13 protein-coding genes are annotated in these 13,021 nt (G+C 58.7%); 7 read left to right on the forward strand and 6 right to left on the reverse strand.

All coding sequences use genetic code 11. The features are described 5' to 3' along the window. Positions 1-60: 60 nt before the first annotated feature. Positions 61-510 carry a YhcH/YjgK/YiaL family protein gene (locus OGM81_10305; protein UYJ42726.1) on the forward strand — a complete coding sequence of 150 codons (450 nt, stop codon included), beginning with the start codon at positions 61-63 and terminating at the stop codon, positions 508-510. A gap of 68 nt (positions 511-578) precedes the next feature. Next, entirely contained in the window at positions 579-1,607 is a 1,029-nt protein-coding gene (locus tag OGM81_10310; GenBank protein UYJ42727.1) for a zinc-binding alcohol dehydrogenase family protein, read from the forward strand. A 158-nt stretch (positions 1,608-1,765) separates the two neighbouring features. Here OGM81_10310 and OGM81_10315 read toward each other — a convergent pair whose 3' ends face one another. The 5 genes from OGM81_10315 to OGM81_10335 form a co-directional block, all read right to left on the reverse strand. Next, positions 1,766-2,761 (reverse strand): hypothetical protein, encoded by a 996-nt coding sequence (locus tag OGM81_10315; protein UYJ42728.1) that lies wholly within the window; start codon positions 2,759-2,761, stop codon positions 1,766-1,768. Next, entirely contained in the window at positions 2,754-3,497 is a 744-nt protein-coding gene (locus OGM81_10320) for an SDR family oxidoreductase (GenBank protein UYJ42729.1), read from the reverse strand. The genes OGM81_10315 and OGM81_10320 overlap by 8 nt, the downstream gene beginning before the upstream one ends. Before the next feature lie 30 nt (positions 3,498-3,527). Beyond that, entirely contained in the window at positions 3,528-3,944 is a 417-nt protein-coding gene (locus OGM81_10325; GenBank protein UYJ42730.1) for a MaoC family dehydratase, read from the reverse strand. A gap of 129 nt (positions 3,945-4,073) precedes the next feature. Beyond that, complete coding sequence (locus OGM81_10330; GenBank protein ID UYJ42731.1) at positions 4,074-4,313, reverse strand: acyl carrier protein; 240 nt, start codon at positions 4,311-4,313, stop codon at positions 4,074-4,076. Between the two features lie 88 nt (positions 4,314-4,401). Further along, on the reverse strand, positions 4,402-4,710 hold the full coding sequence (locus OGM81_10335; GenBank protein UYJ42732.1) for a hypothetical protein: 309 nt from the start codon (positions 4,708-4,710) through the stop codon (positions 4,402-4,404). 145 nt (positions 4,711-4,855) lie between these two features. Between OGM81_10335 and OGM81_10340 the strand changes: the two genes are divergently transcribed. From OGM81_10340 to OGM81_10360, 5 genes are all read left to right on the forward strand, one after another. Continuing rightward, complete coding sequence (locus OGM81_10340; GenBank protein UYJ42733.1) at positions 4,856-7,444, forward strand: penicillin-binding protein; 2,589 nt, start codon at positions 4,856-4,858, stop codon at positions 7,442-7,444. A 239-nt stretch (positions 7,445-7,683) separates the two neighbouring features. After that, entirely contained in the window at positions 7,684-8,112 is a 429-nt protein-coding gene (locus tag OGM81_10345; protein UYJ42734.1) for an amino acid-binding protein, read from the forward strand. Between the two features lie 41 nt (positions 8,113-8,153). Continuing rightward, a complete protein-coding gene (locus OGM81_10350) occupies positions 8,154-9,383 on the forward strand; it encodes a homoserine dehydrogenase (GenBank protein UYJ42735.1) in 1,230 nt (409 codons plus the stop codon). 27 nt (positions 9,384-9,410) lie between these two features. Continuing rightward, positions 9,411-10,301: a homoserine kinase gene (gene thrB / locus OGM81_10355; GenBank protein UYJ42736.1), complete on the forward strand. Its 891-nt coding sequence runs from the start codon at positions 9,411-9,413 to the stop codon at positions 10,299-10,301. Positions 10,302-10,330: 29 nt separating this feature from the next. Beyond that, on the forward strand, positions 10,331-11,536 hold the full coding sequence (locus OGM81_10360; protein ID UYJ42737.1) for an aspartate kinase: 1,206 nt from the start codon (positions 10,331-10,333) through the stop codon (positions 11,534-11,536). Positions 11,537-11,614: 78 nt separating this feature from the next. Here the strand turns inward: OGM81_10360 and OGM81_10365 are convergent, their stop codons facing one another. Beyond that, the gene (locus tag OGM81_10365) at positions 11,615-12,895 is read right to left on the reverse strand and encodes an amidohydrolase family protein (protein ID UYJ42738.1); all 1,281 of its coding nucleotides are present in this window, start codon (positions 12,893-12,895) and stop codon (positions 11,615-11,617) included. Between the last annotated feature and the right edge of the window lie 126 nt (positions 12,896-13,021).

Consider the following 13,021-nt stretch of genomic DNA (forward strand, 5'->3'; position numbering starts at 1 on the left):
CCTTATTATAATAGACGATATAGAACTTATTACTTTAGAGCAAGCAAAGGAGCGTTCATTATGTATTTTGCACCGATTTCTCAGGCTACCAAGTACAACTATCTCGATGATAAATTCCAGGCTGCTTACAAGTGGCTGGCCGAGACCGACCTGGACAACACCCCCGCTGGCAGCTATCCCATCTACGAGGGCGTGACCGCTAACGTGCAGGAGTACACCACCTTCCCCGCAAGCGAAGGCTCCTTCGAGACTCACGATAAGTTCTTCGACATCCAGTATGTCATCTCCGGCAAAGAGCAGTTCGGCGTCTGCAAGCGCGAGGGCTTGGTCCTGAAAGAGGATCACCCCGAGAACGACCTGAAGTTCTACGAGGAGCCCGCTATGAGCGGCACCGTCCTGCTGCTGCCCGGCGATATGATCGTCGTTGCCCCCGAGGATGCTCACAAGCCCCGCTGCGCAGCTGGCGAGCCGGAGTTCGTCCGTAAGGTCGTTGTTAAGGTCAAGGTCTGATCTTAGTTTTGTATCATTTGTATCTATCGCTTTTGTAACAGGAATTATTGAAAGGTCGTTATTTCATCATGAAAGTAATCAAGTTGGCTGAGCCTTGGAAAATCTCTTGCGTTGACATTGAAAAGCCCGTGCCGAAACCCGGCGAGGCTTTGATCAAGGTGGTCGCCGCCGGCATCTGCGGCAGTGACATCGGTGCTTTCCGCGGCACCAATGGTCTGGTTTCTTATCCCCGCGTCATCGGCCACGAGCTGGCTGGCATTGTGGAATCCATCCCGGAGAACAACAAGAACGGCATCAAAGTCGGCGACCGTGTTGTAGTGGACCCGTACCTGTACTGCGGCCACTGCTATCCCTGCCGCATCGGCCGTACCAACTGCTGCACCGACCTGAAGGTTCTGGGTGTGCATGTAGACGGCGGCATGGCTGAGTACTACTGCCACCCCGCTGATATGCTCATCAAGATCCCCGAGGGCATGAGCTGGGAGCAGGCCGCTATGGCCGAACCCCTGACCATCAGCCTGCACGGCATCCATCGCGGCGGCCTGCAGGCCGGCGAGTACTGCGCCATCATCGGTGCAGGCCCCATCGGCCTGGTTGCCGGTATGGTTGCCCAGGCTTACGGTGCTCATGCCATCCTGCTCGACCTCGTGCAGGAGCGCCTGGACTTCGCCAAGAGCCTTGGCATCGAGTATGTCATCAACTCCGGCAAGGAAGATCCCGTTGAGCGCATCAAGGAAATCACCGGCGGCGAGATGGCGCATCAGGTCATGGAGTGCTCCGGCGCCAACCCTGCTATCCGCCAGACCTTCGACCTGGTCTCCAACGCAGGCCGCATCACCCTGACCGGCTGGCCCAAGAAGGAAACCAGCCTGCCCACCGATGTCATCACCAAGAAGGAAATCGACATCCGCGGTGCCCGCACCAGTGCTGGCGAATTTGAGGAGGCTCTGGACCTCATCAACAGCCGCAAGGTCGATATGATGAAGATTCTGACCAAGACTGTCACCATGGACGAGGCTCCCGATACCATCGTGGATATCGAGAAGAATCCCGGCAACTACATGAAGGTCGTCGTCCGCGTCAGCAATGACGACTAAGCATTAAACAATTCCGTATCTCAATATATCTCCCATTAAGGCAGCCCGCCCGGAAGTTCTCTCGCTTCCGGGCGGGCTGTTTTTTGTGCTTTATTTATGTGCAGTCAAATAAAAAATCCCTGCCGCCAAAACGGGGCAGGGAAGAGAGGCGCATAAAGCTATTTCAGGTTGGGGCGGTCCTGGTCGCCGTCAGCCTTGAACAGTACAAAGTTTTCCGGCTTGTTGGTAAAGTAGTAATACTCGGTGTTTTCCAGCAGTGGAGGGGTCAGATAGTTGGGGATGACGCTGCCGTCGCCCTCCAGCCGCTCGGTAAAACCGGCGGCCTGCCAGACTTCGGCGGGAATACCGGCGTTGTAGCAGTCCATATATTCGCCGCCTGCGCGGTTTAGTATGGCGTCCAGTGCACCACCCAAACGGGGCAGAACGGCATCCTCGCCAATGAAGTCCACCAGCCGCACCACCGGCACGCAGCCGGTCTCCTCAGCGGTTACGGTGCGGGTCACCACGTAGGCCAGCAGCTTGCCGTTTCCCCGCGCGGCCCAGACATCGTAGTGGAAGTAGGGATAACGGAAATACCGCCGCCGCAGATACCAGGTATCCTTCACCGGCGTGTGGGGCGTGGCAGGCATCCCCAGCGGGATCAGGTCGGCCGCGTCCTCTACTTTTTCCAGCCCTAAATCACGCTGGACCGGGGGCAGTATGTACCGCAGCGGTTTGGCCAGCTGGTAATCCTTGCGGCGGCCCAGACGGTAATAGTGGGGCAGGCGCTCAGCCTTCCACCCCAAAAACTGGTAGAATGTGCAGGTGTTGGGGCGGATGTTGTTGCAGGCCAGCACGTTGGCATGCAGCAGGTCGGGCAGGGCGTTCATCAGCTCCAGCCCTACGCCGTTGCGGCCTTTGACGGCCACCCACACGCTGACCCACACATCGGGGCGACGGTTCGTGTTGGCCAGGATGTACCCGGCGGCACTGACGTACTTACCGTCATCCTCGGCCACCGCAAACTGGGGCACGCCGCCGCGGCCCGCATAATAGTGGTGGTACAACTCCGGCCGGTTGATGAGCGGCAGACGCATATCAAAATTGGCATTGATAAAATCGATGATCGCCTGATCTTCACCCAGGCGGGCCAGGCGGAATGTTACCTCAGACAATGGCCGAACCTCCCGTCACCGGCAGCGTTACGCCGGTAATGAAGCCTGCCTCATCCGAGAGCAGGAACGCCATAGCGGGCACCACGTCGGCCGGGGTGGCGTTGCGGCCCATAGGGTTGTCCTCGGCAGCCGCCTGCACGATGAGGTCGGGGGTGTCCTTCAGGAAGTGGGTCTCCATCATGCTGGGGGCCACGCAGTTGACCGTGACGCCGAACTTGGCGTACTCCACGGCCAGGCTCTTCACCAGCCCGCCGATGGCGCTCTTGGCCATCACATAAGCGGCGGTGTTTTTGGGCGGGCAGCCGATGGTGTAGCTGGTCTGGATGAACAGCACACGGCCAAACTTGGCACGGGCCATGGCAGGCAGCACGGCTTTGCAGATGCGCACGGCACTGTGGACTTCGATCTCCAAATCCAGATCAAACCGGCGCTGGTCAAAAGCCTTGAACTTGGTGTTGACTACCGGCAAAGCAGGCAGGTGGATAAAGTGGGTCGGGGCCGGGGCGTCCGCTGCCAGCACCTCCACAAAAGCGTCCACCTTGGCGCGGTCGGAAAGATCTACGTCGTAGGTGCGCAGCTGGCCGGGATACCTGCGGCACAACTCGGCCATTTTGGCCAGGTCGCCGCATCCCTGGGCCAGAACCAGCGTGTCGGCCGGGGCGTTGTGCAGCAGCCGCTCGATCAGCGTGCGGCCCACATCGCTGGTGGCGCCGGTGATCAGGTAAGTATATGCCATGGGAAAAACCTCCCTTACAAATCGTTAAAGTTACTTGGCAAGCCCGGCCTTGATGATGCCGCGGGTGACCCGCTTGCCGTCCTGATTGGTGATGACAGCCTTGATCTCAGCCTCGCTGCCGATCTCGCTCACACGCTCCACGGTGCCCTTGACGGTCAGCGTATCGCCGATGAAGATGGGCTTGGCAAACTTGCACTCGACCCCATGCAGCAGGCAGTGCTCGCCGGGCAGGTAAACGCCCGCTAGGGTGGAAAAAAAGCTGGCCCCCAGCATGCCGTACACCACCCGGCCGGGAAAGCCGCGGTCCTTGGCATAATCGGCATCGATGTGGATGGGGGAGACATCGCCGGTAATGGCCTTGAACTGATCCATCATTTCGGCGGTGACGGTGACGGTGAATTCCTCACTCAAACCGGGCACCATCTCGGCAAGGGTATAGTGATTCATACATCCTCCTCGTGAGCTGTGAAGCTGCGAAAAAAAGGCGGCACCGGCCGCCTAAAATATTTTTTGAGGTGTGCACCTGCTTGCAGGGGCGAGCATTGTTCACCCGTGGGCTGCAAAACAGGATGTGAATTACACCATCCGTGCAACCAGATCCAGCAAATCACCGACGTCCTTCAAACCGCGCACGTCAGAGAGCTTGAACTTGATGTTGAACTTCTTCTCGATAGCGGTCAGCAGGTTGATCTGCTCCAGGCTGTCCCAATCCTCGATGTCATCGGCGCAGGTGGCGCGGGTGATCTCCAGGGTGTCATCATCAAAATTATCGCGGAAAATATCCTGCACAGCGGCCAAAATTTCCTGTTCAGTCATAATAGGGTACTCCTTTATTTTACCTTTAATATGGTAGTTACCTATAATATACCATAAAACACCCCGCCGTGCAAGGCAATTTCGCGCTTTACAGGCCGTAATCTTCCAGCCGTTTCTGCAGTTCGCGCTCGTCGGTAATGGGCACGCCCTGCTGCAAAGCCAAAGCGTCGCCTTCGGGCAAAAGGCGGGTGTAAATTTCATCGTACCGGGCCAGCGGGCCGCTGCCGTCGATGGTATACAGCGCCGGATGGCCGCCGTTGTCTTTTAACAGATACTGCGGCTCGGCCCGCTGCTGGCCCCGGATAAACCACCAGATGCCCGCCGCAATGCAAAGCACTGCCAGCGCCCCCAGCAGCGAAAGGTACAAATATTTCGCTGATTTTTGTGCATTTCCCATAGTTTCACGCTCCTTTCCCACTAGTATGGACGCAGTATCGCCACAAAATCAAAAAGTTGTGAATTTTGTCTGCGGGGGTATACTTTTTCTGTCTGTTTGTGCTATAATCTATCCTATAGCATTATGCGATTCTGTGTGACGGCTTTTGCTGTACGCTTTGCTTTATTATGAGATTAAGGAGGCGGTTCCCATAGAACCCAAACAGCCGCGCCACATTTCAACCGATGGCGTAAAATCTACCGCAGGGGCCACCGGGCAGCCGGTACCCAAGAAAAAGAAACCGAAGCGTAAGCGCCACCCGGTGGCGGCGTTCTTCCGCTTTATCGGCTGCCTGCTTTGCGTCTGCGTCATGGCGGCCAGCGTAGGCGGCGTCCTGCTCTCGATGTACATCGTGCAGGTCACGGCAAACGATGGCGATGTCCTGGACCTGGATAACCAGAAAAACAAACAGACCACCATTGTCTACGACAAAAACAGCGACGAGTACGCCACCCTGACCAAGGGCGAGAACCGTATCTGGCGCGAGCTTTCCGCCATGCCGGAGAACCTCCAGCACGCGGTTATCGCTATCGAGGATAAGGACTTCTACAACGAGCCCGGCATCAATATCAAGCGTACCATCGGTGCCGCGCTGAACGAGTTTACCGACCATGCACTGTACGGCTCCCAGCAGGGTGCATCCACGCTGGAACAGCAGCTGATCAAAAACCTGACCGGCGATAATGAGACTGACAAGATGCGTAAGGTGCGTGAGATCTTCCGCGCCCTGGGTCTGTCCAACAAGTACAGCAAAGAGACCGTTCTGGAAGCCTACCTCAACACCATCCCGCTGACCGGTATCGTTTGCGGCATGGAGGCCGGCGCCAACGAGTACTTTGGCAAGCATGTCGAGGATCTGACCCTCTCTGAGTGCGCCATCCTCGCATCCATCACCAAGAACCCGACCAAGTACAACCCCTTCACCAACCCCGAACAGTTGATGAAGCGCCGCAACCACGTGCTGTATGAGATGTACAACCAGGGCTACATCACCGAGGATGAGTATAATTCCGCAACGGCGGAGACCATCAAGGTGGTGGAGAGCAAGGGCGGTGCCGAGAACGTGACCCGCACCTCCAACAACTCCTACTTCACCGATGCACTCTACTATGAGCTGCTCAACGACCTGCAGGAGAAGGCCAACTACACGGCCGAGGAAGCCAGCTCGCTGATCTTCAACGGCGGCCTGCGCGTCTACTCCACCGTCGATCCCAAGGTCCAGAGCGTCATCGAGGAAGAACTGTACAACGCCGATGACGCCATTCCGGCCCTCTGGCACGAAGCGCCGGTCGCCCTGCGCGACTACCCGGCGGATAGCAGCAGTTGGGACGATGTGCAGTACGACGAAGCCACCGGCCTGCCCGTCACCAAGGACGGCTACGCTGTCTACGGCGTCGAGGACATCCCCGTCTACGAGGATGATGCCGAGACTGAACTGAAGAAGGGCACCTCCACCGACCCGAACTATCCCAACGATGACACCGTCTACCTCTGCGTGTACGAGAAAGTCCGCACCGAGGCTTCGGCTGCGATCCTGGACTATAACGGCAACATCCTGGGCATCGGCGGCGGCATTGGCGAAAAGCAGTACGACCTGGGCACCAACCGCGCCACGATCCCGCACCAGACCGGTTCTACCATGAAGCCCATCGGCGCCTACTGCCTGGCGCTGGATTACGGCCTGATCAACTACTCTTCCCAGATTCTGGACGCGCCGTTCTATTCGGCTGCTGATAAGGAAGTGCTGAAAGAGCAGTACTCTTATATGGACAAGTACTCCGCTGCAGCCCAGTCCCGCAGCGACATCTGGCGCGATTGGCCCACCAACTACGGCGGTGCCGGCGGCCAGGGCAACCCCATGCTGGTGTATGACGCCCTGCGTCAGTCCTACAACACGGTGGCTGTCTGGGTCGGCAACATGGTCGGCGTGGATTACCTGTACAACTTCGTGCATGATACGCTGGAATGCAGCTATATCAGCGCCGAAAACGATATGGACCTGGCACCTCTGGTGCTGGGCGGCCAGAGCCGCGGCATGACCGTGGTGCAGCTGGCCGGTGCCTACTCCATCTTCAACGGTGGTACCTTCACCAGCCCGCACTACTATACCGAAGTGGAAGATTACCTGGGCAACACGGTGCTGGATAACACCAAGTATATCAACACCACCCAGGCTATCAGCCCCGAGACCGCGCAGATCATGAACCGTATGCTGGCCAACGTCCTGAAGACCGGCGGTACGGCTTCCAGCATCGGCGTGCCCCAGGCAGGCGGTATGGACGCGGTCGCCAAGACCGGTACTACCAGCAACAACAAGGATTACACCTTCGCTGCCCTGACCCCCTACTACGTCACGGCCCTGTGGTGGGGCTTTGACCGCCCGGAGGATATGTCCCAGTACAGCGGCGGTAAATACGGTACGCCCATCCAGAAAGCCTGGAAGAACATGATGGAAGAGCTGCAGGCAGACCTGCCCTACAAGGAGTTTGCCACCAGCGAAAACGTTGTGGAACGTCACTTCGACACCTCCACGGGCGCCATCATCTCCGGCGGCGGTGCCATTGGCTACTATACCGAGGATAACATGCCTGACAGCAGCTATGCAGCTTCGACGGATGACCCCTATGCCGCCCTGGCCCAGGCCGCTGCCGAGGGTGCCCAGGATGGCGACACCACCACCGAACCCACCGAGTAAAAACAAAAACACTTAAACACAATGTCCCCTGGCTGTCAAACAGCTGGGGGATTTTTGTTTGCGTAACAAATACAGTTGTCTTTACACAAAAACATCGGTGGATAAGGAGGGGCAAACCGTCAAACTGCATAAATTGCAGGGAAAATGCGGGAAATTTGCCCTAAAAGACTTGCATAACGGTGTTTTCCGTGTTATAGTAAATCCTGTTGAAACACAAATGTACGCAAGGAGGGGACACGATGCCTGAACGTCGTTTCCTATTGGTCGATGCAGATGTTCTGCCGGAAGTTTTCGGTAAGGTATTGCAGGCCAAAGAGCTTTTAGCCTCGGGGGCAGTGCCCAACATTTCGGCAGCTGCCCGCCAGGCTGGTATTTCCCGCAGTGCTTTCTATAAATATAAGGATACCGTCTTTGATGCCGAGACCGGCCGCGAGACCATCACCGTGGTGGCCACGCTGCTGGATAAGACGGGCGCCCTGCAGGGGCTGCTGTCCGGCATTTCGGCGGCAGGTGCATCCATCGTGACCATCACCCAGTCCCGCCCGGAGAACGGCGCGGCCCAGGTGGAAGTTACCGTGCGCACCGGCACCATGCAGATGACGGTGGACGAGATGCTGACCCGCCTGTCCCGCCAGCCCTGCGTGGTGGAGATCCACCGCGGCGCATAAACGGCCTTATCTGCAAGAAATACCGAAAGGGGAATTTTCTCATGGCTAAAATTGCAATTATGGGCTTTGGTACCGTCGGCAGCGGCGTGCTGGAAGTCTGCCGCCGCAATGCGGCCTCCATCGCCCGCCGCGCTGGCGAGCCGGTGGAGGTCAAATACATCCTGGACGTCCGCGATTTCTCTTCCTCGCCGGACGCCGCCCTGTTTACCAACTCTATCGATACCATCCTCGCTGACCCCGAGGTCAAGGTCGTGGTGGAGACCATCGGCGGCACCAGGTTTGCCTACCCGTATGTCCGCCAGTGCCTGGAAAGCGGCCGCAGTGTCTGCACCTCCAACAAGGAGATGGTCGCTACCTACGGTGCCGAACTGCTGGCCCTGGCCAAGGAGCATAACGTGGCCTTCCTGTTCGAGGCCAGCGTTGGCGGCGGCACGCCTATCATTACTCCGATGCACCAATGCCTGGCCGCCAACCATATCAGCCAGATCCAGGGCATCGTCAATGGCACCACCAACTTTATGCTGACCAAGATGAAGCGCGAGAACATGGGCTTTGATGAGGCCCTCAAGATCGCCCAGCAGCTTGGCTATGCCGAGACGAAGGACCCCGGCGACGACGTGGACGGCCGTGACGCCTGCCGCAAGATCGCCATCCTGGCCAGCCTGGCCTGCGGTCATCATGTTTACCCCGATAACATCCCGGCCCGCGGCATCCGTGACATCACGGTGGCCGACATCCAGGCCGCCGAAAAGCTGGATTCCGCCATCAAGCTGATCGCCTGGTATAACGAGGGCGAGAACGGCCAGATGGCCGCCGGTGTGGAGCCGATGCTGGTTTCCAATGCCAACCAGCTGGCCGACGTGGACGATGTGTTCAACGCCGTGCTGATGAAAGGCGATATGCTGGGCGATGTCGTGTTCTACGGCAAGGGTGCAGGCAAGCTGCCCACTGCCAGCGCCGTGGTGGCCGACGTCATCGACGCCCTGAAAGAGGGCGCACACATTCACGACAGCCTGTTCTGGAAACCGGCCCCCAAACTGGAAGGCCAGCTGAAGGACGAGGCCGTCTACCCCTGGTATATCCGCGTCAGCGGTGTGTCCGCCGCCCTGCTGCCCAATGTAGCCGGTGCGGGCCACACGGTGTTTGAGGCCGATGGTCAGGCCGCGTACCTGATCGATGCCGCCACCGCCGCCCAGATCGAGGAGATCAGCAAAAAGATCGAAGTCCTCGGCGGCAAGGTGGAACTGGCGATGAAGAAGCTGGCTGAATAAGCCGCGCGGAAAAGGGGAGAGCAGAAAATGATCACTGTTACCGTCCCGGCCACCAGCGCCAATGTGGGCGCAGGCTTTGACTCGCTGGGCCTTGCAGTTTCGATGTACAACGTTTTTACTTTTGAGGAAGCCGACCGCATCCAGATCACTTCGGTGGATGGCACCCACATCCCGACCGGCTCCAACAACCTGGTGTACCGCTCGGCCCGTGTGGTGTACGACCAGCTGGGTATCCCGGTGAAGGGGCTGCGCATCACCCAGAAGAACACCATCCCGATGGCCCGTGGACTGGGCTCCAGCTCCGCCTGCATCGTGGCCGGCATCCTGGGTGCCAACGCCCTGCTGGGCAACAAGCTGACCCGCCGTCAAATGTTGACGCTGGCTACCTCGATTGAAGGCCATCCCGACAACGTGGCCCCGGCCATGCTGGGCGGCTTCGTCACCAGTGTGATCGATGAAGGCCAGGTCTACAGCGTGAAAAAAGAAATCGACACCGAGCTGGCTTTTGCTGCCTTCGTGCCGGACTTCCGCCTGCTGACGTCCAAGGCCCGCGCTGCCCTGCCCGCCATGGTCAGCCATAAGGACGCGGTCTACAACCTGTCCCGCGCTGCGCTGGCCACCGCCGCTTTCTGCGATGGCAACTATGCGCTGCTGGACGTGGCTACCAAGGATGTGCTGCACCAGCAGTACCGCCTGCCGCTCATCACCGGCGGCGATGAGGTGTTTGAGTTGGCCCAGGATCTGGGCGCACTGGCTGTCTATATTTCGGGCGCCGGGCCTACCATCATGGCCGTTGTGCATAAAGATGATACAGAGTTCTTTGACCGTGCCGAGGCGGCACTGGCGGCGGATGGCCCGCTGCATCACTTTACGGTTCATCGGCTGCTGGCCGATAACGTCGGCGCAGTGGTAAGCTGACGCTGCTATAGAGGAGGAACAGGAATCCTATGGGATTGATCGTGCAAAAATTCGGCGGTTCATCGGTAAAAGACCGTGACCGCATCTTCAACGTGGCGCGCATCGTCATGAATACGCGCAACGCCGGCAACGATGTTGTCGTGGTGGTCTCCGCCCAAGGCGATACCACCGATGACCTCATCGCCAAAGCGGCCGAGATCACCTCGGACCCGTCCCATCGTGAGATGGATATGCTGCTGGCGGCTGGCGAGGAGATCTCCATCTCGCTGCTGACGATGGCTTTGCAGGAGCTGGGCGTTTCCGCTATCAGCCTGACGGGCTGGCAGGCCGGCTTCAACACCGACCGCGCCTACTCCAAGGCCCGTATCAAGCGCCTGGACACAGAGCGTGTCGAAAGCGAACTGGCCCGCAACCGCGTGGTCGTTGTGGCGGGGTTCCAGGGCCTGAACCGCTCTGACGACATCACCACCCTGGGCCGCGGCGGCAGTGATACCTCTGCTGTGGCACTGGCCGCTGCCCTGCATGCAGACCGCTGCCAGATCTTTACCGACGTCGAGGGTGTTTTCACCGCCGATCCGCGCAAGATCCCCAAGGCCACCAAGCTGAAAGAGATCACCTTTGACGAAATGCTCGAGCTGGCCTCCCTGGGTGCCCAGGTGCTGAACAACCGCAGCGTCGAGTTGGCCAAAAAGTACAATGTAGAGCTGGAGGTCATCTCCAGCATCAACCCGGTGCCCGGCACCGTTGTTAAGGAGGAAACCAAAGTGGAAGGTATGCTCATTAAAGGCGTGGCGAAGGACACCGACGTCGCCGTTCTGACCGTCAAGGATGTTCCCGATGTGCCGGGTATGTCCTTCAAGATCTTCAGCCTGCTGGCCCAGAAGAACATCAACGTTGACATCATCCTGCAGACCACCGGCCGCGACGGCCGCAAGGACATGAGCTTCACCGTGCCCCTGGGCGATGCCGAGAGCGCTGTCTCTGCCCTGAAGAACGCTACCAGCCGCATTGGCGGCGGCGACATCACCGTCGATAAGGGCTGCGCCAAGGTCTCCATCGTGGGTGCTGGCATGCAGAGCCACTCCGGCGTGGCTTCCACCATGTTCGAGGCACTGTTCAACCAGAACATCAACATTAAGATGATCTCTACCAGTGAGATCAAGATCAGCGTCATCATTGATGAGGAGGACGCCGACAAGGCCGTCGCCGCCATCCACGATGCTTTTATCAACTAAGCTTTTTCTGCATGTAAATATAGAGGGATAGGGTAAGCCCCCATGCACAGTGCGGTGCATGGGGGCTTTTAGTATAGATTAAAATAACTTTTTGCCCTGAGCAAACTTGGCACTTAACGCACCCTTGCCCAGGTAGGCATACCGCTCCAGCCGTTCCGCAGGGGTAAAACTGCGCAGGCTGCGAAGATGGCTGTCATCCAGCACCAGTGCATCAAAGGCATAGCCCGGCTCAAACAGGCCGACCTGCTCGCCAAAGTCCTGCCAGAATTCACCGCCGCCCACGGTGGCCAGGTACAGCGCTTCGGTCATCGTCAGCGGGGCCTCGCTCTGGTCCACATAGCGCCAGCGCAGCTTGCTTACCTGCACAGCCGCAGCCATCACGGCAAACAGGTCCAGCGTGTGGCCGCCTGCCACATCGCTGCCCAGGCCGATGCGCCAGCCGCCCCGCAGATACTTGGCCGCCGGGGCAATGCCGGCAATCACGTTCTCGTTGCTGGTGGGGCAGTGGGCGATCATCACGCGGTTGGCTTTCATGGCGGCACATTCTTCCTCGCCGCTGTAGATGCAGTGGGCCATCACAGTGGGCACATCGCCGCCAAACAGGCCGTAGCGGCTGTAACTCTCGCCGTAATATTTCGTGCCGGGGCACAGCGCGGCCACCCATTCGATCTCGCTGGGGTTCTCGGAGAGGTGGCTCTGGGCAGGTACTTTATACTCGGCGGCCAGCTCGCCCAGACCCTTCATGTACTCGTCGCTGGCACTGGGGGTAAAGCGCGGGGTGATCATCGGGCGCACCGGGCCGTCGTGCAGCATATGCTCGTCGGCACAGGTGTCCAGCCAGCGGCGGGTCTCAGCCAGGCCGGCGGCAGGAGAGGGCTCCCGGTAAAAGTCCGGGCTGTTGCGGTCCATGCCCAGCTTGCCCACAAAGGCCGAAAGCCCGGCGGCTTTCAGCTGGTGCATCAGTTCCAGCGTGGCATCGGTGTGCAGCGTGCCAAAGATGCAGGCGCGGGTGGTGGCGCTATGCGTAAGGTCCCGCACAAAGTAGCCGTAGCCCGCGCGGGCATAGTCGGCATCGGCGTAGTGGGATTCCTCGGGGTAGGTGTACTGCTGCAGCCAGTCCAGCAGTTCCAGATCCATGGCGGTGCCGCAGTAGCTGTACTGCGGCGCATGCAGGTGCAGGTCCACAAAGCCCGGCGTGATGATCTGTCCACTGTGGTCGTAGACCGGCACACCGGCTGGGGCTGCTTCACAAAATGCTCCGCAGCGGCCATCCTCACACAGCATATAGCCATCCCGCACCCGCAGGGTATCCGGGGTGGGGGTATCTACAAAAATGCCCTTAACGGCAAAACGTTCCATATGGTTCCTCCTGATAGCAGAATACCTATATTATAACCGTTCCACATGCCCAACTGCAAGTTTTTTATTTACTTTTACCCATTGAAGCGGTATAATACAAATATCTATTTGCTGTTTGAAAGGAAT

The sequence above is a fragment of the Oscillospiraceae bacterium genome (assembly GCA_025758045.1).
Classification (GTDB): domain Bacteria; phylum Bacillota; class Clostridia; order Oscillospirales; family Ruminococcaceae; genus Gemmiger.

What these genes read in the sequence shown, in the direction of transcription:
- OGM81_10360 (UYJ42737.1), top strand. Translation starts at nt 10,331, where the DNA reads ATGGGATTGATCGTGCAAAAATTCGGCGGTTCATCGGTAAAAGACCGT.
- OGM81_10365 (UYJ42738.1), bottom strand. Translation starts at nt 12,895, where the DNA reads ATGGAACGTTTTGCCGTTAAGGGCATTTTTGTAGATACCCCCACCCCG.
- OGM81_10330 (UYJ42731.1), bottom strand. Translation starts at nt 4,313, where the DNA reads ATGACTGAACAGGAAATTTTGGCCGCTGTGCAGGATATTTTCCGCGAT.
- OGM81_10305 (UYJ42726.1), top strand. Translation starts at nt 61, where the DNA reads ATGTATTTTGCACCGATTTCTCAGGCTACCAAGTACAACTATCTCGAT.
- OGM81_10335 (UYJ42732.1), bottom strand. Translation starts at nt 4,710, where the DNA reads ATGGGAAATGCACAAAAATCAGCGAAATATTTGTACCTTTCGCTGCTG.
- OGM81_10320 (UYJ42729.1), bottom strand. Translation starts at nt 3,497, where the DNA reads ATGGCATATACTTACCTGATCACCGGCGCCACCAGCGATGTGGGCCGC.
- OGM81_10350 (UYJ42735.1), top strand. Translation starts at nt 8,154, where the DNA reads ATGGCTAAAATTGCAATTATGGGCTTTGGTACCGTCGGCAGCGGCGTG.
- thrB (UYJ42736.1), top strand. Translation starts at nt 9,411, where the DNA reads ATGATCACTGTTACCGTCCCGGCCACCAGCGCCAATGTGGGCGCAGGC.
- OGM81_10310 (UYJ42727.1), top strand. Translation starts at nt 579, where the DNA reads ATGAAAGTAATCAAGTTGGCTGAGCCTTGGAAAATCTCTTGCGTTGAC.
- OGM81_10345 (UYJ42734.1), top strand. Translation starts at nt 7,684, where the DNA reads ATGCCTGAACGTCGTTTCCTATTGGTCGATGCAGATGTTCTGCCGGAA.
- OGM81_10325 (UYJ42730.1), bottom strand. Translation starts at nt 3,944, where the DNA reads ATGAATCACTATACCCTTGCCGAGATGGTGCCCGGTTTGAGTGAGGAA.